This window comes from Bradyrhizobium diazoefficiens, assembly GCF_016612535.1.
GTDB classification, from domain to species: domain Bacteria; phylum Pseudomonadota; class Alphaproteobacteria; order Rhizobiales; family Xanthobacteraceae; genus Bradyrhizobium; species Bradyrhizobium diazoefficiens_C.
Window position 1 is genome coordinate 2,917,190 of the sequence record NZ_JAENXS010000002.1, and the last position, 25,595, is coordinate 2,942,784.

Consider the following 25,595-nt stretch of genomic DNA (forward strand, 5'->3'; position numbering starts at 1 on the left):
AAGCAACTTCGAAAAGGACAAACGCATGAGGGATATGGTCGTCAAAATTCGCGTCGATGGCCACGTCGACGATCTCTATGCGCTCAGCCTGCTTTTCCCGGAAGGCGCATATCCCGATCTGCACGTCGTCACGGCGATCCATGGGACCAAGGACGGAGTGCTTGACCGCGTCAAGAACACCGATCATCTGGAGACATATGTCACCGGACATGGATGTTTGCCGATCATCGGAGCGGGATTTCTGGAAAGGGGCTGGATCGCGCGGGAGATCATCGCGCCTCTCAATGGTTACGCCACGCTCGCGGACAGCAACTTCAAACCCGTCGTGCCGGTCTCTGCGTCATGGCAGGTAAAGGGTGGTGGCGGGGAAGCGGTGTTTGGCTCATCCATTCCAAATCGCCCCACTCGCGCGATCACCGCGAACCGGCATGTCTCTCTCAGAGAGCTGCTCTTCACGTTCATGAGTGAAAACCCGATGGCCGCTTACGCGGCCTCGGTGCTGGCGGGCCAGCCATCCTGGTCCGAATACTATCGACTGCTCGAAGACATTGCAGGACATCACGGAACGTCGCCCGACAAGCTGCCGGAGACTGGTTTGGCGCAGCGGCAGGCGCTCAAGGCTCTCACAATGGGGGCCAACAACCGTGCATTTGGTCGCCACGGCATGTCCAAACGCAATGCCCACCTCTCTCAGGACGAACTGATGAATCTGCTCGAGGCCCGCGAGTTCGTCGAAGAGCCGTCAGCGCATGGCTGGATGCCGAATGCGGTGGCCGGATGCCCCGCGATCGTGTTGACGGCGGACCACTGCGCTTCGGGCTCGATGATCCGGGTGCTGGCTAGCCACAATCGCCATCGACCGAACGCGTCTCACAGCGCGCTAGGCGGTCGCTGGAAACGCCCTGGCGATCGTCGCGAATATCTCGCTCGCATCGGCTTCTATGCCGTCAACCACCCTTTTTGACCTTGGGTCTAATTTCTCCCTCATCCTCGTTGTAAACCTCGGATGCGACGAACTTCGTCTTCTTCGGATAGAAGGACGACCATTTCTTTCCTTCGGGCTTGCGGAAGAATTTCAGATTCTTGGCTGCCGACAGGATCGCTTCGCGCATCCCTTCGTTGCCGGGTGAAATGATCGCTTTGGCGACGGCGTTCTGACACGAGACTAGCTTCACCCAGGCTTTCATCTCAAGCCCAATTTGAGCACCGATCCCACGAACACGTCAGAGCCGATTGCTCAAAGCCGCCGGTCCAACATCGTCATCGCAGCGCCAACCGCGTCTCCATCCGGCCATTTAGCACCTTCGTCGGCTGAGTGTAGCACGGATCGTGCTCCTCCACTGCGTTGCGGTCGCTGCGCGATGCATCCGCCTCCTCCGGCGCGAAACGGCCTCCCTCGAACGCCGCAATTGGCGCGGCGAAAACGATGGAGGACAAGATGCAGCTCAATCTCTGAACTGATCCACCTGACGCGGAATGAACTGTGCGATCTCGCGGGCGGCATCGAAGGCACCCGCTCCGGCTATGAACCCGGGACGGTCATCCGGTTGAACGCACTGACCAGCCTCGAGAATATCCGACGCGTTATGGTTTGGTGGGACCTGCATTTCTAGATGCACCACACGCGCCTTGATATTGTCCCCAGCAAACAGGGGATTGCCGGTCGTCGAGCGGCACGAATTGGGCTATTTGTACATGTTCGCTGTCACTTTCGAGCCTCGCAGACATGGACTTGGGAATGATCGACGAAGAGGAAGCGGTTCAGGCACTGGCCAACACGCTGGAACACCTCGGCGCCCCTTTTTCATTGCCGGAGGATTGGATCATCCTCTGTGACAATGACGACCTACGGCACATGCCGCGGACAACGGCGAAGCGGTTGCTCGCGAAAGCAAAAAAGGAAGCGGCGCGTCGCTGGCTATGGAATCGTTTTGCCCCTGGAGAAATGGACCTCGAGCTCTGGGAAGACTGCGAAAACTGCGACGGCACGGATGAGTTTGACGATAGGCGGCTAAAGCAGCGCGCGGTCAATTCGATTGATGATGTCGTGTCCTCGGTCAGATCGACACGCGAGGCGCACGCAAATATTCCGAGCGACTTTGGACAACCGGCGGCTCATGAGAAAACGGTAGCCGCTCGCGTGGCGTTCGGTTACCCAAGGGAACGGCCGGACCACACCGATTGCTTCGATGAAGATGTGCGTCGCCAATGCCGGCGCATTATCAATGAGATTTACAGCGCCACGGAGAAGGCCTTTGGGCCGGTGGTCTATCTGATCAGCACGGAGAATTCGGAATTCGTGAAGATTGGATTTACGACCTCCCTAGACGGCAGACTAAGGTCGTTGCGCACGGCCTCGCATGTGGAGCCCACAATTCACCTGACGATTCCGGGCACACCATCACTGGAACGCGAACTTCACGCGCGGTTCGAGAAAGCACGAGCCAATCGCGAATGGTTTCGGCTGACGGACGAGATCAAGGCATTCATCGCCACGGAGAAAGCCGGCTGACGATTCTGTCGGCATCCTGATCTCAATAGAAAGCCCCTGCCGGGCTTGTCCCGACAGGGGCCAAAGTTTGCTGATCGCGGCCAGGCAAAGCTAGCTCTGCGCGGCCTCCATGCGGCGCGATCCTCGACAAGGTCGCTTCCCCGGGCGTTTGGCCGTCTTGATCATCTCGGTCTTGGCGGCGAGGATTTCGGCAATGACGGCCTCGGTCAAGAGAAGCTTGCTCTGTTCTCCCCCAGTGAGATCCCGCCATTTGAGCCGTGTCTTGTAGGGCTTCGCTGGCTCGAAGCTCTCGGTCGGCTCGAAGGTTTTCGATCCTGAACACCATCGCCCGGCAACACTGTCCTCGATGAACAAATGAAGCTCATGGTCGGCCGCAAACTCCTGCGGCGTCTGCTCGGTGAGCACGATATCCCGATTGAGCATGACGATCCGGCCCTTGTAGTCCTTCTCGGGCTTGAAATCGGGATTGGCGGTGGCATCAAACGGCTCGACGAACGCGACCTGCTTGAGGAGATTCCGGTTTGGCGAGCTCGCCGCGTTCCCTCGATAGAATGGGTTGGGGATTGAACTGGAAGGAGTTGGAATCCTTGGTGATCAATGGCAGGTGGCAGCCTATCGACCAAACTCCGGGCCACGAATGGGAAAGGTGAGCCCGGTCATCCGCGCCTGTTCGAAGGGTCGCTGAAGCCACGCGAAATGATCGACATTGCGTTTGAGCTGAATGCCCTCTTTTTCGACCGCGTGCTTTTCCATGGGTCCAAACGGATCATCGGCACGATGGCGGCCGAGATGATAGAAGTCGGCCCAGTTCTCGAGGCTTGATTTCCTCCAGGCATATCCGCTTCCGCAAAAGACGAGAATACCGGGACCCGGCCGGATCTCCTTAGCCGCTGCAAGCCGCTCTTCGAAAGCCATCGTATATTCCAGAAAGTGAGAACGCGAGGCGAAGGCGTCGCCGTAAATCGCTCCACCCTGCTTCTGCGGGTTGACGACGAATTCAACGTTACTGGGGTGATGCCTTTTACGGTGCTCGAACTTTTGATACGCCTCGCGGGTCGCCTTCGTCTGGGGCCGCACGGTCTTCACCTCGACATAAAGATTGTCCTTTCCGCGATCGACCACAAAATCTATCCGGCGGCCGTCGGGCAGCATATCGGGTTCATAATTAATGTGCGCGTTGAGAAGCGCCGGATCATTGGCGAGGACCTTGGCCACCGCCATTTCGTTCACGACCTCGATCAGCCGGCTGTCGTCCTTGCCATGGCTCGTATGATAGATTTCAACGGCGCTCTCGAATTGGCTCCAGAGAACGGTGCCGCGCATAATCCTGCTCCCGGCCCCAACCAGTATAGCCTTGTATTCTGCGGTAGCCTCTTCGACGAAGGCGTCGAGATCACATGTCGCGTAGAGCACACGGATGAGGTGCTTGACCCTTGTGAGCTGTCCGCGCGTTGCAGGCGTGTCAGGAAGTTCGACGATGCGGCCGATTCTATTGAGGTGCAGGCCCTTAAGAATTTGGTGCTGATAGGCCGGTCGGCGAATGGGGCTACCGGTCTGTTCTATAGTAATTGTAGCGGGCGGCATAACTGGCTCCTGGTCGCGCCAAGTGATTTCTCGCTTAAGCGAAGCGCGTTCACACACGCGTATGTGAGTATCGTAATGGTTGTAAACCTTTTTCGATGCAGCATTTCAGGCCTACCATAAAAAGACAATGAGACTATTCCCTCGACCCGTTTGTCGAAGCTCAGAGCGTGCCAGGATAGTGGGGTTACCTGATTTTGGCAGGCCGAACAAAGGCCAAAACAGCGAGGTTCACGCGAACACTCCCACCGTCGCGCCGGGAATGTCCCTTGTAGCCGCGGAGGACCAACCAACAGACACTGGGAGGACACATGGAGCCGAAGACGGCCAGCTTGAACTTACACGCTGACGACATCCTTGAGGGCGCTGTTGCGATCGCAGAATACCTGTTTGGATCACGGGAGCTTCGGCGCAAAGTGTATTCTCTGGCTGAGACGTCGCAACTTCCGGTCTTTCGGTTGGGGTCCGTTCTCTGCGCGCGCAAGTCCGTGCTGGCCGGGTTTATCAAGGGTCAAGAAAAGCAGCCGATCAGACTGCTTCACCTTCGGGCTCAGATCGTCGCTCTGACTGGGACCATACGCCAGCTTGAACGGGCCGGGTTCGACACCTCCGAAACGCGTCACCTCGTAGCGGGCGCCGGACGGAGCTGAAAGGCATGTCGCGCCGGCAGCGCTTCGTCCGAGCAACCGATCTCCTTCCAGAGCCGGACCAGCCCTGAAGCGTTGCGGCCGCTGCACTTGACCGCTGCCGTCACTTGGCCTTCCCTTGTTTCGGGAGGTACAATGACGGACTTAGAACAAGGCTTGCCGGGCTATGAGCGACTAGAATTGCTGCCCGATCCCGAACTCGCTGATACGCAGGATTGGGACGCTGGCCAGTGGCAATCCGATTTTGAAGCCAGCCTCGAAGCACTGACCTTGTTTTTAAGGATCCGCGATCCCCTTGCGATTCTCGCCCGTACCGCATCGCGCTTTATACTCATCAACCCACGCGTCGAGCGTCCAGAAATGCCGAAGCAGGTCGAAGTTGAGCTCACGCAGATATTGATGCTGCTCAACCGCCACCGACCATCGACTAATCCGGTCTCGCCCAACAATCTGGGAAGATACTGGCGCCTTGTTCGGCGGCATCTGCGCGGATTTATGAACAAGCAGCCCAATACAGGCAATGAGACTGACATTGAAAGGTTCGTGAGCCGCCGTGCTCGTCTTTTCACTCGGTACTATCGAAACATATTTTCACGGGAAGACTGTGAGCGCGCGCTGAACGGAATATTGAGGCAAGTAGATAGCCCCTCTGAGGCGGCCCTCGGCTACAGGCTCTCCGATTTGTTTCGGGCCGCCATTCGCATCATAGACTTAGTCCAGGAACGGTTTAAGATCTTCACGGAGCGTTTGCACAACCTTCTCGATACAAAGCGACGCTCCGAGCTTGTCGAATGTATCGATTTCTTCTGTTCCTCGTATCCGCTCGCAAGCCGCGTATGGGGAAATTGCACAAACCGGTGGGTCGATCTGGAGGATCTCCGGATGGCTGCATTTCAGATGTCGGAGTTCGCGCACCCCTGGATCTACACACTTTCTCGAGCAGATCTCGACGCCGCCTTTCCCGCACCAATCGTCGACGCGCTTTACAGCCTAGCAATCAGACCGAACAGCCTTTCGGAGATCAATCCCGAGCACATATACCTGAACAATCCTATCTGGCGGCGTCCCTACGTTTTGGTTAATGACGGCAGCCTCTTTGCGCCGCTTCCTCACCTCATAGTCTCCTTCCCATTCGTAATCCTTGAATCGCTAATGGAGGGTCACCGCACGCTCGAAGTTGCTTATGAAGGCGCGCGCGCAAACTATCTTGAAGAGGCGATCACAGATCTTGTCACGACCGCCATGCCAAGCGCATCCGTTTATCGCGGCGTTGCCTGGGATGATCCGGACACCGGCCAGGTTTGGGAGAACGATGTTGTCGCGGTGGTCGGCAATTTCATCTTTGTCTTTGAAGCGAAATCAGGCCGAATCAAGGACGCCGCCCGGCGCGGCGGCTCGCTGAGCCTACGAAAGAATTTCAGTGAACTCTTCGTGCAGCCCGGCGTGCAATCGGGCCGCCTGCAGAATTACCTTGATACCCGCTAGAAGAGGGCGCGTTTGCGGCTCAAGACTACGGGACAGCCGATCAACCTCAATTTAGACAAGCCTAAGGTGGTGTTCACCTTCAGTATCTGCATTGAGCACTTCGCCTCGCTTACCAGCGCTCGTCACTATTTGAAAGAGCTTGGCTTGGTCACCGAGCAGACGCCCTGGGCTCCCGTACTGTCGCTTGGCGACCTGCAGATGATCGTTCGGTTTCTGGACAGTGAGGTGTCGCTCATCCATTACCTTACGCGTCGAGCTACGCTCGAGCAGGTTCTCGATTTCGAGGGCGATGAACAGGACATACTCTCGGCCTACCTAACAAACGGACTTTGGGTGAACCACGACGCCCTGGATGGTAAGCGCATCGTCTTTTTCGCGTCTGACTCGCTGGTGCGTAGATCGAAAAAGTCGCGGGCGGACAGGACTGTGGTCGAACTTCATGGCATCTTATTGCCGCCGTTGTGGGAGTCGATCGTCCGCGAACTCTATCGCGATGATGGGCAGCGTCACCGGTTCGACATCATCAACGTCATCCTCAATCAAATGCCGCCACAGCTCGCGGAGCTCGAACGCAGAATACGACGGTTCAGGCGCGGAGTTCCTTCGCCCGAGGACGACATCTCCTACGTCACGTTCCGGATTGGCAGCAAAGTATTCGGCTTGGCAATCCATCTGCTAAAAAAACTGCCCGACCGGCAAGAGTGGCACGAGATGGGACGCAATGTGGCCGCCGATCTCATGCCGGATGCCGGCAGCGTCGAATGCGCGATATTTCTAATCGTATGCCGCTCACGGCATGCCACCTTCGACGGGGCAAGCTTCTATTGGTATATCCGGCAACCGCAATCTGATTGAATGCAACACCCTCAGCCGCGCGACCACATCTAAATGGATTCACTTGTATTTCTTTTCCGTTTCGCGCTGAATTGCACCTGAGAGCAATTTAGCGTTTTCAATGACGTCCGTGAAATATGGCTCGTCCACGACCAATTCCTCTCCGGCCGCCCCTCGTCCTTTCCTTCCGGCTTTTTCGACGTAGATCTTGTTGATCGCACCCCGGTTGTGAACAATCACATCCCGGGACGCCTTCATTTCGATGAAGCTTTCAAAGATCTCGCTCTTGATGTCGATCGACAGAAGCTTCGCGAATTTCTCCAAGTAGTCCTTTGGTTTCGCGAATAGCAATTCCTGGCAGCGCGACTCGATCACAGCTTCGAGAAGGACATCGCGGTCCTCCAATTCGAGAAAGAGATTGAGAGGAATGTTTTTGTCGCCGATCAGCACAAGCTTCTCGGGTTTATCGAGGATCGCAATCCTAAGGCAATCTTGAATGAATGCCTCAACGCGAGAGACTATCGCGACGATATTTGTTTCGAATATCCCCCGGTCGCATTGCGCTTTAAAAACGTCACCGATATCCCTATCGCGCCGTCTGCTCACGACCTCTTGGTTTCGTTTGGGTACCAAGTATTCCTTCTTGACACTCGACTTGCTGCCGCGCAGCTCCTCTGCCTTTTTGTCTAATTCAGGCCGAAGGAGATGCGTAAATATCCAAGCATCATTGAGATAGCGAAAGAGTTGAATGTGCTTGTCGTAGATCTTTCTGGAAACCGGATGCTTGCGCGTCACTTTGGTTATCATCGTCCATAATTGGATAGCTGGAAAGGAAGAGACCAAAAAACGCGCCAGCTTAGCATGCTCCCGCAACAGTTGTAGTCCCCTTTCGGCGGTAGAAGGCCCGCGCTGCCGCGCTATTTGAGGCCTTCTCGAGGTCGGCGACAGGCCGATCCCTTTTTTCCTTAAAGCTTGTCCAAGTTCTGCTGACGCCATTTGACGGCCGGCAGATTGGATGGCGCCAGGCACTCCTAGGAGATCCCAATCCGGTTGCCGCGTTCGAAGGACACGAGGAGTTTTCGGTGAGCTTCAGGCATCTTGCCGACGATCTCATTAACGAGTTTCTTGTGCGCGGCGAACCCCGGCAGAGGCTCCGCTTATCGACGCAGAGACTCTGTTCAGACAATCGGGCCCAGCTCTCTGGATCGCAATTCTAAGCCCGACAATAAGAATGCGCGGTCATCTTGATTTCGTTACCCGCCGGAGCATAACCGAGAGAAGGAGAGACATCCTTGAATCGCTCGCTCTTGGTGGTCGATGTTTCCTAAAGCTCGGGAATCTTGATATTCGAGCGATAAACTTTCCATCATCTGGTCGCGGTGCAGCTCGTCAATGTCACACTCTTCCCACTCCTAACCAGCCGCATGCACCCTCTCTCCTTCCCATGGACAATGCGTCGTCGTCCCAGCTAAGTCAGTAGACCATGCTTGGCGGATTTGCACCGCACCGGCGGATCGAGCGCCCAGCAGCTGGTCCTTTCGAAGCTATCGAAGGCGATGACGTGCCCACCAAGCCCTGGCGCCAACGGGATGGGGTTGGGGTTGAATCGATTTGGGATTCCCAAATCAGTCCGTTTCTGATTCACCATGCCGGCCGGACGGAGGCCAGCATGGATGGGCAAGCCTTATTCTCTGGATCTTCGCAAGCGCGTGGTGGCGGCGATTGAGGGCGGCGTGTCCCGCAATCAGGCAGCCAAGCAGTTTGGGGTCGAGATCAGCACGGCAATCGGTTGGATGCAGCGGGTCGAGGAGACCGGCAGCGTTGCTGCCGGGCCAGATGGGCGGTCACAAGCCAAGGCGGTTTCGGGAGACCACGCGGTCTGGCTGTCGCACCGGATCAAGGACAGCGATTTCACCATACGGGGGCTCGTTGCCGAGCTTGCCGGACGCGGCGTGACATGTCACCGGCTTCGATCTCGATGGCCCCTTCCCGCGTCACCTGATCGATACCAATGGCGCGCATGGCGTCGCCAGCCGTTTCAAGCTCGTGGTCGACATCGTCGATCGCGAGAAGCCGAAGATACGTCTACCCGCACTGATCATTCAGCGCGTCACAGCCGGGCTTTATTACGATCATGTCGGCGGCGACTCAAAGATCTGGCGAGAAATAGGCTCGCGTTTCGAAAGCTACTGTATCGAGCTAATAAGCAAAGCACTACCAGGAACGCAGCCCAGCGGCTCCTTCAAGTACAAATTTCGAAGAGCAATCGATTCGCCCGATATCTTTCTTCGCGATGAGAGCGGCGCTGCGAAGCTCGCTATCGAGTGCAAAGCCAAAAAGAGGTCGATCATTGCGAAATTTTCCGAGAAACCGCTCGACGATGCAAGAGAGGCGTTTTCCGAAATAATTAAAGGCGTGGTGCAAATCTGGCGCTTCCATTCGCATTGTCGCCGATCAAGCGAGATCAAGGTGATCGCGCACGACGCCGCGGGCATTGTCTTGACTCTCGATCCTTGGCTCCGGATATCCAACCACCTGGATCGACTGATGCAAGAAGCGCACGCGCTCGCCGGACGGATTGACCCGGACATTATCGATGAGGATCGCAAGCCCATTCTGTTCTGCTCAATCCAGGACCTCGAAAGCACGCTTGCCATCGCCTCAGAGGCATCATTTTTTTGAAGCGGTGGCCGCAACCGCCTGTAAGCTCGAGTTCAAAGGTTGGAGCCTCCTCAACGTGCACCAGAGAATTTCGACGGCGGAGCGGCAAAATGTATATCCCTTCGGAGACAGAATTGCGAACATCCTGCCCGCATGGAAGCTCTTAAGGATGGCGAGGACCGCAGGTAGCCCTCACGTCGGAGTCATCGCATACGGGTTGACTTCATGAGAACTGGGGAGGTTTGGGAGCGAACTAATCAAAAAGGTCGGTATCGACCGTATACGTTACCAAGGCGCAGGCTCATCGCATGCCTGCTAACATTGTATCTAGCCGCTAAGCGCTCTACAGCTGCGTCATTGTCCAGGGCCTGTATTGCGTCATCCGCGTCCAGGAATTCATTCGGCATCAGAATTGATGCTGCGAAAAAATTCGCTTCGATTTCCTCAACATCAGTCGCCTGCGAAGATTCATGAGAGCGGTAATTGACTCGGTAGTCGCGATCATAGTGAGATGAAATGCCAAGATGCAGCAGATAGTGCCCGAACTCGTGGGCTATCGTGAACCTTTGACGCACGAGAGGATGGTTTATGTTCACGCCTATTGTTGCAGTAGCTCCCGAACGCACCAGCAATCCGGAAACATCGCCTAGATCTCCATACTTTATTTCTATCCCCGTTTTTCTAACCAGCTTTTGAATCGCGACGGCGGGTTTCGAGATGTGGTGCTCCAGCAAGAGCGCAGAGACGAGCCTCTCAATCTTCGCGTAGCGCGCGCGCTGAACTGTCATCGTCGTCGCCTCTGAGCGGACGGCTCCTCCAAACGATCCAGAAGGGCTTTTATTGTATCCGGCACGGGCTCGCCTTCCTGCGCTATTGCCGCCAGAGTTGTACTCGGTAGCAAGGAGCCTGGACTAACTCTGAGCACTCTTGGCCCGTCGCGGGGTCGCTCCGCGCACCATTCTCAAGCGGAATGGGGTGCTGATCTTGGAAGCGGACTGGCCGATCCAAGGCCAGTCCGAAACGATGCAGCTGAGGATCGGCTATTCCCCGCTTCACCCCTTCTTCCGGCCTGCCGTTGCTGCGCCGGGCGAAAAGTTCGAGCGGCACCAAAATCCCCTTACCCGCGAGTTGTGCCTGCTCACCCAAGAAGCCGGGCAATGGGATTCGAACCAGCTTGTGGCGGACTTCATACAGGAACGCCTGGACCAACTTCTACGTACTCTCGCCGCAAGAAACGAAGGTCGTTGGGAAGATGCAGCTAAGCTCGAGGAGCAATTTGCCGACCCTTTGATGCCATACTTCGCAGGCTTGGCCGAAGATGACTCGATTATTCTTATTGATGGACAAGCCCCGCTACCCTCCGCACGGCATGGTCTGATGGAGATCGTCTATGTCGTTCGTGGAAGTTGGCGAAATCCCAGTGCCTTCGAAGGCGTCCTGCGACAGCTGAAGGACTTCCAGGGCGCCGCGCTGGGTAAACGGTTCGGATTGCCAAATGAGCCGGAAGACGCTCAGGTTGTTACCGCTCGGTGGGTGAAATTGACGCCGCCTCCTATCACGGATCCGTCAGAATTACTGCGCTTAGCTGAGGAAGAACTTGCGCGGCATGCGGTGCTGCAACCACGCAGTGTCCAGAAGCTAAATGAGGCGGCGCAAGGGCCTTTTTCGATCACTGGGATCGCGTTCGCGGACCAAGCCGAGTACAGTTCGCAGAAAGATGGGGCTGGATGGTTATTTCTCGCAACCAGGCAAAGGCCAACTGGCGAACAGGAAACAAAACTGGTCCTTGGAGAACGCGCGGGCAAAGATGACCTCTTCTCAAGGCTTCCCGTGGCAAGGTCTCTGCTCGGAAAGAAAGCTCTTGTCGTCGGCTGCGGCGCAATCGGTAGTTTCGCTGGTCTCGAACTTGCTCGCGCGTGCGTTGGCGAAATAGATTTTTTTGACTTCGACATTGTTCAACCTGGCAATAGCCTGCGTTGGCCCTTGGGCCGACCCGTTTGGGGAACCTCGAAGGCGATCGCTCTCGCAAACTTCGTCGTCGCAAACTACCCATGGACGAAGGCAAGTGCCATCAGCGGCAGACTGGGCTCGGCAGAAACCAATCCGGAGCGCGTCCCGCACGACCTGAAAGGTAATGTGCTCGCGCCGATATTCGACGCCATGCGCGCAGCCGATGTGGTTGTCGACGCTTCGGCGTCGACCGAAGTGCAGCTAGCATTATCTCACTATTGCCGGCAGTTTCGCGTACCATATCTTATGGGCTACGCGACTCTAGGGGTAGCCGGCGGCGTAGTCGCGCGCTTCCTTCCAGATTCGGACGGCTGCTATGTGTGCCTCCAGGAGCACTGGAAGGATAAGCTCACAATTCCTGAACCTCGCGAAGACAGTGCAGGCGTCGTGATCCCGGTCGGCTGCAACGCCTCAACGTTTACCGGCGGCGGTTTCGATCTGCAGGAGATTTCACTGGAAATCGTGCGCGCCGCCGTCGAGCTGCTTTCGGGGGGAGATTGCCATCCTGGGAAATGGGAGATCGCCATACTAACACTCAAGGACGAGGCAGGAGCGCGCATACTGCCCCGCTGGGATGAATACCAGTGCCCACCACATCCCAAATGCCCACGATGCGGCGAGGCGTTTCGGTGAGCGTCTGGCTGTCCTCGCGGGTGATGCAGTGTATGAGCAGTTACGCCCTAGATTTGTCGCCGCTCGAGAACGGCGGAATCCTCCTCGGCTGGCGCTCAGGCGAGGACGTCACCATCGTGGACTTACGCGGCCCTGGACCTCAAGCGCTCCATGCCCGGCATTGTTTCATTCCAGACCACTCGTGGCAGGACGCAGAAATCAATCGTGCCTTTGAGGCAAGCGGCGGCGATCTTGATTATCTCGGCGATTGGCATTCGCATCCAGACAGCGTAGCCGAAATGAGCAAGCTGGATTCGGCCACGCTCCTCCGAATAGCTCGGAAAGTGAGCGCACCTCTCATGCTAATCGTCGCAGGCAGCGGAACGGACTGGTCAGCGCGATGTTGGAAGGGGCACACTGCCCGTTCTTTTCTTCGGCGACGCCTGGTCGCAACACCGCAGAAGCTTACCGTTTTCGATCCACCTGCGCGATGGCCCGGCCCGATAATAACCTGAACCGAGGCAGATTTCTTTGGCCTTCAACTCCGGACACATCTCGAAGGGTTCGTACATCATTCGACCCCGGCGATCCGGCGTATCATCTGTGTGTCTCCGCATACCAGTAACGGTACCTGGGGCAGCGAGAGCGCGTTTCCTCGCCGCCAATGTATCCAGAATTCGACGTACTTCTTGCCCAAACCCTCGAGAGCTATCCCATCCTTGTAAAGCGCTTGGACCCGCAGTTCTTTCTCATCGTTGGGCTTGAGCATGAACGCCCTGAATGCGGCCTTCCCGAGCTGGCCCCGCGCAATGCTCTCGATCTCCGGTCCGCCAGGAAGTACACGCCCTTGCGTTCCGTTGCGAAAGTGATCACCACGTCATAGTTAGTCGTGTTCTTGATGCGTACTAGAACCACGTTGTTCCCGAACGAGTTTTGAGTCGTTAGGGAGCCTACCGGTCCCCCCTTATAGAAGCGGTCCCCGAACGACGCTAAGCCGCCCAGCAACCCGACGACGCCGCCCACCATGCCGATGATGGCGGGCCACCCTGCAGGGTCTGCCATTCATCCCTCTCCCATATCAGACCGAGAAGTTATATCGGATTTCCACAAGCGGCCACTATCCCAAAAGATCCGCTGGCGTGATCTTCATGAGCGCGGCCGTGCGGCCCGACCATCGAGGTTAAAACGCGATATCATAGTAGGCGCGCTTCTCCATGGGATCTTGACTCGGCCAGAACGGCCAAGGCTCCCACGCGCCCCCGTCTTTTCTCAGACATCGCGTCTTGACTCGAACGCTCGATAGATCGCGCGAGATTTCGAGAACATTATACAAGCGGGGCGTTGACTCCGGTCGACCCCGGCTAACCGCCCCAAACGAGCCCGCCCCGACCATATGAATGCTGGTGGCGGGATGGAGATATCCGACTAGATCTGCTCTGTCCTCGTGAACGTGCCCGTGCAAGCCAAGTCGAACGCCGGCTTGTTGCAATTGCCCAAGGAACGCATCTCGCTCGATCTTCTCTGAGCCGGTCGCCGGATGGTGCCACACGCCGATGCGCAATACGTCAGCTGCCGAAAATTGGTCCTTTCGAAGCAGCGCATCAGCTTCCCAAATTCCGTTCGCCAGGGCGCCGGCGTTTATACTGGAGCGCGCCGGGAAGTGCTCGTCGAGCTCCCAATTCGAATTCAACGTGATAAACTGCAGACGATCTTCGGGGAAGTAAAAGTTCAGCGCTTGACGTTCTGGCTGTAGGGGATACGGCACCTGTAGCAGCGTGTGATAAAAATCCTCGGAAAATGCACGAAGTCGGTCGGGATAGCGGTCGTTTCTGATGAGGTAACCATTGCCTTGCTGGATACAATTGTCCGATTTCATCGCTTCGGCGCTCATCTTCCTCTTCGGCGTCCACTCATAGACGTCGACGTCCCAGTTGATGTCATGATTTCCGGGGACAACGATACATCGCTCCGCATTCAGCCCGAATTCCGAAATGATGCCCGAAACGAGCTTGCGAGCCGTCTCATATTCGCTCTGATGGGCTCGGTCTGAAATATCCCCGGAGAGGACAAGGTAATCGAGCTTCTCAACTGCAAGTCCACCGCGTTTGTCCCGCAAATCTGCGCAAAGCGGCCCCAGCAGTTCGTCCACCTTGGAATGGGCCGAGATATGCAAATCGCTCAGGTGCAATATTCGAAGTGGCGCAGCCGAATCGACCTTTACGTTCTTTGAAATATTGCGCTTGGCACGCGCTACAGCATCGTCCTTCTTCCTTCTGATCTCGGACCGCAGTGCCCATGTGCTCTTTTCAATCGCCGGATCGCGAAGGCGTGCCTGCTTCGCACCTTCGCTAATCCTCACGCGGCGATCGCAGACCGGACATCCGATGTCTCCATGACCTTCCGCAATACGCTGCCGGATCGTTTCTTCAGAAAACTGGTGATTACATGTGCAAGTCACCTCTACGTGCTCGTAAATGTCGACGCCATGGCGGGCTAGATGCGACTCGACGACACTTATGAATAGATCGCGCGCAGCGTCCGACGCATCCTCACTTGCGTAAACGTCGAGGTGGGCGAAGCCACGTTGCCTGGACACTTTCTTCAGACCAACCGTGCCCTGTCCAGACTTTGTAAACTCGGCCCGATTATCCCATAGCCGCACCGCACCAAATTGCTCGCTGATCGTGATCGCGGAGACCAAAGACGAGTAGATGTTGTCAATGGCTCCAGAGAAGTCGTAGTAGAGCGAAACTGCGTGAGATAGCTCTCCCCTTTCATCGCCCTGGCCAGACACGAAGAGAGACGGAAATACCAGGAGCCCCTCATGTTCGAAACAGATGCCGTGCTCGATCAAGAGCTGCACGACGCACTCGAGAACGACGCGCTCCTGAAGTCTCGAGACACGGTCTTCGGTTGCGATGCCAGGAAATTTCATTTCATCTGACATCAGAGTTTTTTCTTGTATGGCGGGCACTCCGCGGAGATTGTTCTTCGCTGCGACGACAATCGAACCTGCGTAGATTTCGATATGAGCCACATTGAGGACTAGAGCCTGTTCGTCGGACGACAGGCGGGTCACGGCGATGGTCCCTTGAAGAGCGAGTTGAGCGACGACCGTCCCTACAGCAGAAGACTCAAAAGAAGCGCCTTCAAGCTTGCTTACTCTTCGCTCCAGATCTTTTCGGAGAAGGACTATTTCGCCCCGAGAACGTGCAGCCTCGATCTCGTCTCGAACAGTTTGGAACAGGCGCGGTCGCGTCGTTCTACCGAGCTTGCCCCAATCAAGTTCAGCCGCGACTGCTTTGGCCAGTTCTGCGATTCCCCTACCGGTCTTTGAGCTGGTCGGATAGTATCCGGTGAACTCATGCTCGTTGACGAGCTTGTCTATCCCCCGCACGTCCACCAGGTCATTGTCCGCATCCAGTTTCGTGCCGACTAGAAATTTCGCTGAGCTCTTGCCGACAAGTTGCTTGTCAAGTCGTTTCGCCCACCCTTCGGCCTCTTCGAGCGCAGTGCGTCCGCGCGTGGGGTCGAGCAAGACAAGCGCCAGTGTTGTATCGTGCAGGAATAATTGATGAATGAGGCGGTACTCGTCCTGCCCACCCATATCCCACAGGACCACCTCACGCTTCTGGTCAACTGGCACGGAAGCCGTAGGATCGAGTCGCGCCGGTTCGACTGGCCAGAATTTCATCCCGTGGGTCGTACCCGTCTCTTCGTATTTTCCTTCCGCGAGCCTGAAAGCCAAGCAGGATTTACCCACATTACTCTCACCGACGAGCGCAACCTTCGCACTGCAATATTGTACGATCTGCTCCTTTGCGATGCGATCGAGCAGCGATTGCGTGTCGATTGTAGCGAGCTCTAGCAACCGCCGCTCGTCATTGGGAATAGCAATGCGATTGCGCCCACTATCAACAGCGATATTGCCGTAAACGGTCTTGCTGCTCGGAATTGTACCTAAACAAGCCCCGCTTTGGACCGACCACCATCGAATAGTTCCGTCCTGCGAGTCTGAAACGATGACTTCCTCGCCCACCGCAAAGTGTACAGACCAAACCCAGCCGGTATGTCCCTCGAGGACCAAGCGCTCGGGCCCCCGGTCAACGATCACATTTCCATTCTTCCAACCAGTCGCCAGCCGCCCGCTGGAAGAGACTGCTGCGCACAATGGGGCATTTCTGCCCTCATCACCCGCACCGGCAACTGAGGTCTCCTGGAAAGCCGGGACGACACTAAAATTTCCGTCGGCACAACACACACCCAAGAGCTCTTCGTCGAGCCACACGACCGCGTTGACTTGGTCGCTGAACTTTGTCGTTCCCAACACTTCCGCTGGTAGCCCAGAACGCCAGACAACGAGCCGGCCGTCCTCTCCCGCCGATGCGATGTGACGTCCACTGTCAGAATAGGCGACGCTCCAAGACCTGCCGGCGTGGGTCGAGTATCGACGAACATCATTTTCATCATCTATTGCTGAAATGACGATGTCTTCGGGGCTTGCCGCGTAGACAATGTGGCTGTCATTTTTCGACCAAGAGAGCGACTGCACCGAATCGCCCGCCTCGATCTTCCGGATAAGTTTCCCCGAAGCGGCGTAAATCTCAATCGAACCGGTTTGGGTGCCGATGGCTAAAAGTTCTCCAGAGCGAGACCACTCGCAGCAGTTTACGACAGTGTGGCGTAGCGAAATGCTCCGATAGACCCTGATTGGTGAGAACATCGTCCAGCTCTCCGCTTGTAAATCTGCTGCGTGCGCAGCAACCAAATATTCGGGCTCGCCGCGCTCGTTTGTTCGCACTGAACGCGGCCGCACCTGCTAGCACTCTTACTGGCCACCACAAACACGTCCGCAAACGGCCAGAGAGCCATTCAGTATGGATACATCCAATAAGTTGTGTTGGAATCGTCGGGCATCGATCGCAAGGTCGGGGTCCGCTGCGGGGGGTTAATATGCGTCGAGGAAGAGATGATCCGACCTATGTCATCGAGAACCGCGCGGCTGGTTGAGTATGTACTGTGATTTAGAGCAAACATTTCGCTCCCCACGGCAGATACATCGATCGTTTCAATACCAGGGACCAGGGTTGGCCCGCTGTTGGTCACGAACCCCATTCGCGACTTGGACTGCGCTTTCTTCATGGAGGCTAGCAATGCCAGATCCGTCGAGGAGGCATATAGAGTCACCGCCCCTGCGGCTGCCTTGATCTGGCTAGCCCGCTGCAGATAGAGATCGCGATCCACGTCCGGGGCAGCAAAAATCAACTCGGTAATTCCGAGCGTCATCTGGCTCAGGGCGGCTTGTTGCAAGGCGCCCAGGACAACTTGGCTGCCTAGGCTATGCGCAACCACGATGATCCTTGAGACCTTTCCCTCCTTCTTCATCAGCTGGAGAAGCTCGAACAGGCCATCCGGCGCGAACAGAGCACTTTCGCGGTCGTAGTCGTAGTCCTTCCATCCGCCCTTGGACGGCCAAGAGTACATCATGACACGGCCTTTATAGTTGGCGTCAAAGGCAATTTGTGCCGCCTTGAAGGCTGCGTCGGAAAAAGCAACGTTATAGCCATGCACAAAAAGCATCAGGCTGTCGGCCGGATTAGCTATAGCGGCGGCAAACTCTTCGCGTGAGAGCCGATTCAGCTTCTGAATTCGGAAGTGCTTTCGGTCGTCCTCCGCCTGGGGTATCCCGAACCAACTCTCGGGCGTTTCCACTTCGCCCATCTTGTGAACGATCGGAATACTGACCGTCACGTAACCAAAGGTATTGGTGGCAGAACGAGCATAGGAGATTTGGCTTAATTCAAGTCCAGGCCCGCCCATCACCACACGATTCGTTGCGAAGTAGACTGGCACCAGACCCTTTATGGCCGACTTGTTGACCACCACCTCGGCTCCGGTGGCGCTCTTGTCGGGAGGCGCCTCCTGGCTCGCCTCGCCAGTGGTCGGTCGCCATGGCCGATAGCCATGATAGTGCCGGACATGATGGTAGTACCCTGGGCCATAGCGATAGCCGTATTTCTTGAACGCGCTCCCATGTTTCTGGAGCGCTTTATGTACGTGCGGCGGCTTGGCCGGCTGTGGGGCCGGACCCGGGTGGGCACAACCGGTCGCAAGCGCGCAGAACAAGACAACGAGCACTGTCCGAACCCTTTGGAAAGCGTGGCCGAGCCGATGCAGCCGGTTCGAAGCGTGAATTGGCAAGGCAAGCATGTGCACCTACTTCGCAAGGATCTGAGAAACGTTGACCGTAGCGCCCAGCCATCCGCGATACCTGTCGACAGCAGGACCGCTGGTGAGGCTGTAAGTGAAGCGAGCCTGCGCTCCGCCATCGTTGATCGCGCAAGCGATATTGCCGGCGCCATTGGCGGTCTCGACATGCCATGAGCACCCTGTGATGCGGTAGCCGGGCTCAGCAGGGAAAGTCTCGGCGTAGTCCGCCGAATGCTCGGCAAATACGACCGGATGATCGTCCTTGGTTTTGTCCACCGTATACGAGCGCTCGATCTGCTTCGGTTCGACGAGCTGGGACACCGGAACGTTCACGATCAGGCGGCGGTCTTCGGGCAGAATCGTGTGGATCGCTCCGGCGAGAATTTCGGGGATCTTCATGCCGGCATTGGCTTGCGTCTGCACCTGCGTGGAATTCAGCTTGCTCCAATTCTCAAACGAGATCGTTGTGTCGACCCACTTCGTCCAGCAAACAGACGGCTGGGGAATGGCCGTAATCATGCTGTACAGAGGGCTTGCGGTAATCACGGTGGCGGGAATGATGAAGTTGACGCCAGAAACCTGTGCCTCGTTCCACTTGACGATGCCGCCGACCGCGATCCCCAGGAGTGCGCCGAACTCGTTGAATGCGGGCCCTCCGCTGTTGCCGACGTTCATGACCGTGTCGGTCTGCCAGCGACCGTTCGGGCTAGTCTGGTTGCTTATCAGACCGCTCGATATGCTCAGATCCAGATCGAGGGGATAACCGAGCAGATACAGTTGTGTCCCCATTGGAGCTTGCTGGTTATCGTCGATCACCGGCATCGGACAACGTGAGGCGCCACCACTGTTACCGGCCGGCTGCGACAATTCAAGGAGTGCCAGGTCCCTGGCATCATCGCGGTGAACCGCGGTGACCTTGATCGGGTTTGCGTTGCGCGACCCGAGGCGGGCATCGACCTCGAAGCTCTTGTAGTTCTCCTCACGTCCGATCACATGGCTATTGGTCAGCACCAGGCTATCGCCGATCAATAGCCCTGAGCCGCCGCCGACCTCCTGCTTGCCGTTATACATCACGCCGACAAACTGGACGTGAACCGTCCTGACGTTATACCGCGCGGCAATCTGCACTGCCGCGCGGTCTGCTCGCGCGGGCGCGCACATGAGTACAAACAGGCCGAATGTCAGGAGGGATAGAACGTTCTGACAGCGGCGATATCGAGTGGGCTTAATTGTCCGTTTCCGTTCCATGCTGGATTACAATAGTTCATGATGGAGTTGGGGTCGTATTTGGTGACTTTGTAGTCGCCGACCGAGCCTGACGCTTTTTCATTCCGGCACTGCTCCGGAGCATCATCGCGATTCTGTTCGTGCGTGAAGCCAAGCGCATGTCCGAATTCATGGACTGCAACTGCGCGAATGCAAAATTCGCGTTTGTCTCGACAGCCTTTGCTCCAATGATTGAAACTGAAATTGAGAATCATGCCAGAGGGCCTGCCGTCCAGGTACTTCCCGACGACTTCGGTGTGAGCGCCCTCATCAGCGATCCGCACGTGCAAACCGGGCGCGCCATCAGTACAGGACGGCCAGTCCTTCGCAAACCAGACGCCGCCTTGCGCCGCAGTCTCCCAAGTCTCCGCCACGGCTTTTCGCACGAGGTCGGCATATTTGCGGTCCTGCGGCCGCAGGTTTTCCCAGCAGACCGGGATTTCCTTGATGTCCCACTTGGACCCGCGAATGACCGTGCCGAACAGCTCCATTTCGGACACTCCCGAGGGAAGCGCAGGCTGAGCATTCGCACCCCAGCAGAACAGAAGCGCGAGCAGCAGGACGAGTCTGGGCAACCAGAGGCGAGACATTTTCCTACTGCGTCGGGGTCGGGGTCGGTGGGAAGACGGGCACCGGCGCCACAATGAAACCATTTGTCCGAGGCCCGCCGGTACGCCGGCCGGCCGCTCCGGCCCGTCCAGGGAATTCCTGCGACTTCTCGCCTCCCGGCGAGGGGGCCGTGTAGATGGGATTATCCTTTGATCCGAGCGGCGGCGTCTTCGCCGCATAACCCGCCGAGCCGGATTTGGCTCCGTTGGCAAGGACCGCATTCGGGCCATTGATGTAGATTCCGAGATTACTGAACTGCTGAGCGGAGGCAGAAGCCTGGACCGCAGCGGGCGTCCAACGCGACGACGTGAGCGAGTACTTTGCCTCTACGCCGCCGGTAACCTGGATTGAAAATGTGTAAGTCATTTGCGCTGGCTCCGCGCTCTCCGAAGGCATGGCCGGCGTAAGATTGTTGGCGGCAATAAGAATAGCGTTGTCCCGCAACCAGGCTGCCAGTGGCTTGGAAGCATCAACAATGACGCGCTTATAGGCGGCTCGGTCCGGGTCCTTGTTCTCGGCGAGGCTCTCGAGCTCGATCAGGTCGGCAGGGGTTCCACGATAGCAGCCTCGTTCATCCGTGGCCGGACCAGCCGCCGCCGCCGTCGTATCGGACGCAAGCTGGGCATTCTGCTTCATGAGGAATGACCAGATCAGGTCATAGGTATCTTGAGCTGAAGCAGTGGGACCCACATGGGTCACATCATTGCTCGTCGCGCTCAGGATTCGCTTGTAATCGAATGCTGAACCGGATCCGAGCCCGCCCGTATCGGTCACCTTTAGCTCCAGGAAGAATGTGCCGTACAGGAACGGGTCGATGTCGAAATGAGCGTACCTGTCGAACGCCTCTTCAGGCCGGGTCTTGTAGATTTTGAGGTATTCCTTCCGCCTCTCCCGTTCGATCTGGTAGAATGTCACGACCTCACATCGGATCGACTTGAGGAAATACGGCAGCTCGCCGGCCGTGATTACGCCTGTCTGCGGATCATGAATGTAGTACAAGCTGGTGCATCCGCCCATACCGAGGCAGATGCCAACGCAAGCCGTGGCTCGACTGAATTTCCACATACGTCCGCCCCCGTCCGCGTCGCTGAGCACGCGCGGATCTCCCGCCCAGATTGAAAAGCGTCCGCGCGGGTTCGTCAATAGCATCCTGACCACAATGCAGCTTTTCGTTGTTGTGGACGGGTTTGGCGCAGATTTTCTGTGCGGTCTTGCGCTTCTCGAAAAGCCGCTTGGGTCACGGTCGTGCGGCATGGACGAAGCAGTGTGAGCAATGAGTGGAGCCGATTGCAAGTATGTCGGCACACGCCTATCGATGGAACATATCGATCGAGTGATTTGGACGAAGATTTTGCCTGGGCCTGTGGACAGCCGAGCCGAGAGATCGGCCTTTGATACATGGAAAGAGAAGGCTCGGGAGCTTGCGCGCCGACAAGAGCCAATCGCGAATGGATCGTGGTCGAGTAGCTCAGCCATTCGGCTTTCGCCCTCACAGATCCGGGCATGCGGCTTTCCCGCACCCGGCTCTTCCCGAGAGTAACCCGCGTCATATCCGCGCCTGCGCCCAAGTGCGAGTGATGCGTGGAACGGGCAGACGGAAGCGAGCCGTCAGGGTTTCGAACTCCGACCAACCCATGCGCCGACTTTTCTGACTGCGCCGTCTCAGACAGCGCAGCCAGGTCCGACGCACTTCCCGGTAGAAGCCGTTGAGCGCTGGGTAGTTGTGCGGTCTGCCATAGTAGCCGTAGTGTCCACGCAGAACGGCGGTGAGCCATTCGTGTTGCATGGCCAGTGGCGCGTGCATGAACCGCCAGACCTCCTGGCGCAACGCCGTCAGCTTACGCGTCAGGCGCTTCCCTTCCGTCTTGTGCTTCACGATGAACCGGCCATCCCGGGTCCGCCCACAGTAGTGGGTGAAGCCGAGGAAGGCGAAGGTCTCGGGCCGCCGCTCGCCGCGCCGCTGACACGAGAGGGCCGCGAACCGGCCAAACTCGATCAGCCGCGTCTTGTCCTCATGAAGCGTCAGGCCGAAGCCGGCCAGTCGCGCTTTGAGGGCCAAGAGCATCTCGTCTGCCTCCGCCTTCTTCTCAAAGCCCATGACGAAGTCATCGGCGTAGCGCACGATCACAATGCGACCGCGTGCATGGCGACGACGCCATCGGTGGACCCAGAGATCGAGGATGTAGTGCAGGAAGATGTTGGCGAGGAGCGGGCTGATGCCCGCCCCTTGCGGAGTGCCTCTGTCCGTCTCTTGCAACTCGCCGCTCTCAAGAACGCCGGCTCGCATCCACAGCCCGATGAGCCGCAGAATGCGAGGATCGGCGATCCTGTGCGCCAGCATCCGCAACAGCCACTCGTGGTCGACCGAGTCGAAGAAGCTGCGTATGTCGGCATCGAGCACCCAGTTCACGCGCTGACTCATGATCGCTGTATGCAAAGCATCAAGCGCCATGTGCGGATTACGCCCCGGCCGGAAGCCGTAGGAGAACCCGAGGAAGTCGGCCTCGTAGACGGCGCTCAACACCTCGGCCACCGCGCTTTGGACGATCTTGTCCTCTAGCGCCGGCACACCGAGAGGTCGCTTACCGCCATCGGCTTTGGGAATGTAGACCCGCCGCACCGGCTGTGGCCGGTAGCGACCAGTGTGGATCCGTGCGCAGAGGTCGCGGAGGTTATCCGTCAGCTCCTCTTCGTACTTCGCCACTGTCACCCCATCGACCCCCGCGCTGGCCTGCCGCTTTTGTCGTCGGAACGCCCGAAGAAGAGCGTCTTCGTCGACATGGTGCAGCAGGGCCGTGAACCGGGTTTGGGCGGCCTGGCTGGCCGCCGCGTTCACCCGCTTGAGGTTCGGCGGCAAGGCGACCCGGCTCTGTGTCCGGACCCTGGCCTTCTCGCGCAGGCTCCCCCCGGGCTGGTCCCTTCCCTCCATGCGTCTCGTTACCTTCGACGACTTCACAGGTAGTATGGACCAGTCCGACTCCCGACCTCAGCTCGGACCGCGGCTCTGGCAGTGCCTTGCCGCTGTCCCCCACTGGAGACCAATCCAGCGGACCCGGTCGGGCCTCTCATGTTCCGATGATTGCCTTCCATGCGTGATCCGGCCATCGACCCCGACGGAGCGGCATCGTCTCGCATAACGACGATGCTCGTGTTGCCTTCGTGACTAGGGAACACACTCGGCCTCCGCGAACATCCACCTTTCGAGGCTCATTCCCGCATCCCGCATGACTCCTGTCTACACTTCAGACCCCGCGTTGCCGCGACGCCCGCAAGACTCGGTCCCGGCTCGCCTGCTGCGGCTTTGGCCGGATGGGACTTGCACCCACAAGCACTCATCAGCTTGGCATGACGTACTCCCCGGGGCGTGGTGTAGCTGGTGTGTCACCTGCTTCACCGGAAGGAGCCGGGTCGGTCAGCTGGCGATAGCCGGAAGGCTGACGGTTGGGTCATCGCTCAAAGGTGCGATGGTTTCCAGCGTCATGTAGTGGGCCCGCTGTACCGCCCATTCATCGTTCTGCTCGAGCAGGATCGCGCCGATGAGGCGGACGATGGCATCCTCGTTGGGGAAGATGCCGACCACCTCAGTGCGCCGCTTGATCTCGCCGTTGAGACGCTCGATCGGATTGGTCGAGTGCAGCTTGGTGCGATGCTGCGGCGGGAACGTCATGTAGGCCAGCACATCGGTCTCGGCCTCGTCGAGGAAGCCGGCAAGCTTGGGTAGCTTGAGGCGGATCTGGTCGGCGACCTTGCGCCACTGCGTCTTCGCAGCTTCGGCATCGTCCTCGCGAATGCCAGTCGAGATGAACCGGAAGGCTGATCGACATCGACGCGCTGTTTCGGAATGCTCCGGGAAGCGTGCATAGGGCCTATCGAAATCTTACAGAAAAGCGGATCGAAGAGGCACGAGACACTTCTCCGATTCGATTGGACACGGCCGCGTCTACTGGTCGTTGTCCGACGAGACACCTGAACTGGCGGCCGCAAGGATGGGCGGCCTTATACGAGAAATCGACCGGGTGCTCGCTGAGAGACGATCTCAGTGGCCGATCGCGCCGAGTGATTGGCACCTCGAGCAGCTTGGATGCTGGTTCATTCCGCGGCAGGGCGTGAGCGCCTTGCGTCCGGCCCGACGAGGGCAAGCCTACTCGAAGCGGGGCACGCTCTTTCACCGGATACTGCCCGGGCTACCCCGTCCACGTGCTTGATACTCGCACATTGCATAGTACAACCGACCTCTATAAGAGCACGGTGCTGCGGCTGGCCGCTTCGCTGGAAGCCGGCGGTTTCCTGGTTCGGGGCCCGGACCGGTTGTTTCGGCCGGACCGGAGCTGTGGCGGCTCGACGCGCTCTATCAAAGGCGGCCTGGACCTCGATGAAGTGATCCGGCCGGCGCTCCGCCGACTGGTCGAAGCAACCGGGGAAACCGCGTCCTTCTATGTCGCGGATGGCGATGAACGCATCTGTCTTTACCGCGTCAATTCTCCACGTTCGGTTCGACACCACCTTGAAGAGGGTCAGCGGTTGCCTATCGATCGCGGCGCCGCCGGCCGGGTTCTCACCGCCTACCGCGAGTCATGTGATCCGGCGGGGAAGAAGATCCGCGATCGCGGCTTTTACGTTTCGATCGGCGAGCGGGATCTAGAGGCTGCTGCTGCAGCCGTGCCCTTGGTCGACGTGCATGGCAAACTGAGGGGAGCCCTCTCACTGTCAGCGATCAGAACGCGATTCGATGCTGACGCGCGTAAGACCCAGTCGATGCTCTGAAGTCAGAAGCGAAGGCCTTGGTGGGCTTGTTGCCTGCGAGCGCAGAATGACGACCGAAGTACCCCCTGCGCCATCTGCCCTTCAGCGAGGTGGGATTCTAATCCCGGAAACCGAAGACCGCGAGCAAGGGTCGCCCTCCAAAGGCAGGTGTCAAGCGCATTCTGTTTGGAAGGAAGCGGAGAAACACCGCTCCGCGGCCGGCACGTTTTAAAACCAAAGCTTTGGGAGCGACGACGGTCGGGAGCTTCGTCGTTATCATCGTGCAGCATCGTGGAGGCCTCATGCGGCCCGTGTATGCAAGCGGCGGATGTTGTTTGTCTCGTCGTAGTTAGAGTGTATAGACCGAGTCTGCGCGCGTCAGCTGATGCAAAGCGATATCGGGCGCGCAAATTTGATTGACATCG

18 protein-coding genes and 3 pseudogenes are annotated in these 25,595 nt (G+C 57.7%); 9 read left to right on the top strand and 12 right to left on the bottom strand.

Going from position 1 to position 25,595, the window contains the following annotated elements:
- Nucleotides 1-25 precede the first annotated feature (25 nt).
- Nucleotides 26-964, top strand: coding sequence for a hypothetical protein (locus JJE66_RS30455; RefSeq protein ID WP_200518242.1), 939 nt, complete (start codon nt 26-28; stop codon nt 962-964).
- On the opposite strand, the gene JJE66_RS30460 is transcribed toward JJE66_RS30455, so the two are convergent.
- Nucleotides 948-1,187, bottom strand: a complete 240-nt coding sequence (locus tag JJE66_RS30460) for a hypothetical protein (RefSeq protein WP_200518243.1) — start codon at nt 1,185-1,187, stop codon at nt 948-950. The genes JJE66_RS30455 and JJE66_RS30460 overlap by 17 nt on opposite strands.
- 551 nt (nt 1,188-1,738) lie before the next feature.
- Here JJE66_RS30460 and JJE66_RS30465 point away from each other — a divergent pair.
- Nucleotides 1,739-2,512: a GIY-YIG nuclease family protein gene (locus tag JJE66_RS30465; protein WP_200518245.1), complete on the top strand. Its 774-nt coding sequence runs from the start codon at nt 1,739-1,741 to the stop codon at nt 2,510-2,512.
- 90 nt (nt 2,513-2,602) lie between these two features.
- Here the strand turns inward: JJE66_RS30465 and JJE66_RS30470 are convergent, their stop codons facing one another.
- Together JJE66_RS30470 and rpmD are read right to left on the bottom strand one after the other, a co-directional pair.
- Nucleotides 2,603-2,935 (bottom strand): hypothetical protein, encoded by a 333-nt coding sequence (locus tag JJE66_RS30470; protein ID WP_200518246.1) that lies wholly within the window; start codon nt 2,933-2,935, stop codon nt 2,603-2,605.
- Nucleotides 2,936-3,919: 984 nt separating this feature from the next.
- Nucleotides 3,920-4,096: pseudogene (rpmD, locus tag JJE66_RS38250) on the bottom strand (50S ribosomal protein L30); the annotation flags it as partial.
- Between the two features lie 779 nt (nt 4,097-4,875).
- On the opposite strand from rpmD, the gene JJE66_RS30480 reads away from it, so the two are divergent.
- Both JJE66_RS30480 and JJE66_RS30485 read left to right on the top strand, forming a co-directional pair.
- Nucleotides 4,876-6,225, top strand: coding sequence for a hypothetical protein (locus JJE66_RS30480; protein ID WP_200518248.1), 1,350 nt, complete (start codon nt 4,876-4,878; stop codon nt 6,223-6,225).
- 12 nt (nt 6,226-6,237) lie between these two features.
- Nucleotides 6,238-7,080 (top strand): hypothetical protein, encoded by an 843-nt coding sequence (locus JJE66_RS30485; protein WP_200518249.1) that lies wholly within the window; start codon nt 6,238-6,240, stop codon nt 7,078-7,080.
- A gap of 39 nt (nt 7,081-7,119) precedes the next feature.
- On the opposite strand, the gene JJE66_RS30490 is transcribed toward JJE66_RS30485, so the two are convergent.
- The gene (locus JJE66_RS30490) at nt 7,120-8,088 is read right to left on the bottom strand and encodes a hypothetical protein (RefSeq protein WP_200518250.1); all 969 of its coding nucleotides are present in this window, start codon (nt 8,086-8,088) and stop codon (nt 7,120-7,122) included.
- 644 nt (nt 8,089-8,732) lie between these two features.
- Between JJE66_RS30490 and JJE66_RS39005 the strand changes: the two are divergent.
- Nucleotides 8,733-9,041, top strand: a pseudogene (locus JJE66_RS39005) (IS630 transposase-related protein); the annotation flags it as partial.
- Nucleotides 9,042-9,105: 64 nt separating this feature from the next.
- Nucleotides 9,106-9,741: a hypothetical protein gene (locus JJE66_RS39010; RefSeq protein WP_246756714.1), complete on the top strand. Its 636-nt coding sequence runs from the start codon at nt 9,106-9,108 to the stop codon at nt 9,739-9,741.
- Nucleotides 9,742-9,977: 236 nt separating this feature from the next.
- Here JJE66_RS39010 and JJE66_RS30505 read toward each other — a convergent pair whose 3' ends face one another.
- Nucleotides 9,978-10,508: an ImmA/IrrE family metallo-endopeptidase gene (locus JJE66_RS30505; RefSeq protein WP_200518252.1), complete on the bottom strand. Its 531-nt coding sequence runs from the start codon at nt 10,506-10,508 to the stop codon at nt 9,978-9,980.
- A 187-nt stretch (nt 10,509-10,695) separates the two neighbouring features.
- On the opposite strand from JJE66_RS30505, the gene JJE66_RS30510 reads away from it, so the two are divergent.
- Nucleotides 10,696-12,363: a ThiF family adenylyltransferase gene (locus JJE66_RS30510; protein ID WP_200518254.1), complete on the top strand. Its 1,668-nt coding sequence runs from the start codon at nt 10,696-10,698 to the stop codon at nt 12,361-12,363.
- Nucleotides 12,364-12,386: 23 nt separating this feature from the next.
- Complete coding sequence (locus JJE66_RS39015; RefSeq protein WP_409362854.1) at nt 12,387-12,857, top strand: Mov34/MPN/PAD-1 family protein; 471 nt, start codon at nt 12,387-12,389, stop codon at nt 12,855-12,857.
- Nucleotides 12,858-13,522: 665 nt separating this feature from the next.
- Here JJE66_RS39015 and JJE66_RS30520 read toward each other — a convergent pair.
- The 7 genes and pseudogenes from JJE66_RS30520 to JJE66_RS30555 all read right to left on the bottom strand — a co-directional run.
- Nucleotides 13,523-17,065 (bottom strand): metallophosphoesterase, encoded by a 3,543-nt coding sequence (locus tag JJE66_RS30520; protein WP_200518262.1) that lies wholly within the window; start codon nt 17,063-17,065, stop codon nt 13,523-13,525.
- Between the two features lie 149 nt (nt 17,066-17,214).
- Nucleotides 17,215-18,552 carry an alpha/beta hydrolase gene (locus JJE66_RS30525; RefSeq protein WP_246756593.1) on the bottom strand — a complete coding sequence of 446 codons (1,338 nt, stop codon included), beginning with the start codon at nt 18,550-18,552 and terminating at the stop codon, nt 17,215-17,217.
- Nucleotides 18,553-18,558: 6 nt separating this feature from the next.
- A complete protein-coding gene (locus JJE66_RS38265; protein WP_311977715.1) occupies nt 18,559-19,680 on the bottom strand; it encodes a serine protease in 1,122 nt (373 codons plus the stop codon).
- Nucleotides 19,681-19,733: 53 nt separating this feature from the next.
- Nucleotides 19,734-20,309 carry a M12 family metallopeptidase gene (locus JJE66_RS30540; RefSeq protein ID WP_246756594.1) on the bottom strand — a complete coding sequence of 192 codons (576 nt, stop codon included), beginning with the start codon at nt 20,307-20,309 and terminating at the stop codon, nt 19,734-19,736.
- Between the two features lie 103 nt (nt 20,310-20,412).
- Complete coding sequence (locus JJE66_RS30545) at nt 20,413-21,426, bottom strand: hypothetical protein (protein WP_200518270.1); 1,014 nt, start codon at nt 21,424-21,426, stop codon at nt 20,413-20,415.
- A 547-nt stretch (nt 21,427-21,973) separates the two neighbouring features.
- The gene (ltrA, locus tag JJE66_RS30550) at nt 21,974-23,383 is read right to left on the bottom strand and encodes a group II intron reverse transcriptase/maturase (RefSeq protein WP_200518271.1); all 1,410 of its coding nucleotides are present in this window, start codon (nt 23,381-23,383) and stop codon (nt 21,974-21,976) included.
- Between the two features lie 456 nt (nt 23,384-23,839).
- Nucleotides 23,840-24,256: pseudogene (locus JJE66_RS30555) on the bottom strand (transposase); the annotation flags it as partial.
- Nucleotides 24,257-24,675: 419 nt separating this feature from the next.
- On the opposite strand from JJE66_RS30555, the gene JJE66_RS30560 reads away from it, so the two are divergent.
- Nucleotides 24,676-25,191 carry an IclR family transcriptional regulator gene (locus JJE66_RS30560; RefSeq protein WP_311979977.1) on the top strand — a complete coding sequence of 172 codons (516 nt, stop codon included), beginning with the start codon at nt 24,676-24,678 and terminating at the stop codon, nt 25,189-25,191.
- The last annotated feature ends 404 nt before the right edge of the window (nt 25,192-25,595 follow it).

Excerpts from the sequence above, each read along its gene's own strand:
- JJE66_RS30455 (WP_200518242.1), top strand. The coding sequence starts at position 26 with ATGAGGGATATGGTCGTCAAAATTCGCGTCGATGGCCACGTCGACGAT.
- JJE66_RS30460 (WP_200518243.1), bottom strand. The coding sequence starts at position 1,187 with ATGAAAGCCTGGGTGAAGCTAGTCTCGTGTCAGAACGCCGTCGCCAAA.
- JJE66_RS30465 (WP_200518245.1), top strand. The coding sequence starts at position 1,739 with ATGATCGACGAAGAGGAAGCGGTTCAGGCACTGGCCAACACGCTGGAA.
- JJE66_RS30470 (WP_200518246.1), bottom strand. The coding sequence starts at position 2,935 with ATGCTCAATCGGGATATCGTGCTCACCGAGCAGACGCCGCAGGAGTTT.
- JJE66_RS30480 (WP_200518248.1), top strand. The coding sequence starts at position 4,876 with ATGACGGACTTAGAACAAGGCTTGCCGGGCTATGAGCGACTAGAATTG.
- JJE66_RS30505 (WP_200518252.1), bottom strand. The coding sequence starts at position 10,508 with ATGACAGTTCAGCGCGCGCGCTACGCGAAGATTGAGAGGCTCGTCTCT.
- JJE66_RS39015 (WP_409362854.1), top strand. The coding sequence starts at position 12,387 with ATGCAGTGTATGAGCAGTTACGCCCTAGATTTGTCGCCGCTCGAGAAC.
- JJE66_RS30520 (WP_200518262.1), bottom strand. The coding sequence starts at position 17,065 with ATGTTCTCACCAATCAGGGTCTATCGGAGCATTTCGCTACGCCACACT.
- JJE66_RS30525 (WP_246756593.1), bottom strand. The coding sequence starts at position 18,552 with ATGCTTGCCTTGCCAATTCACGCTTCGAACCGGCTGCATCGGCTCGGC.
- JJE66_RS30540 (WP_246756594.1), bottom strand. The coding sequence starts at position 20,309 with ATGGAGCTGTTCGGCACGGTCATTCGCGGGTCCAAGTGGGACATCAAG.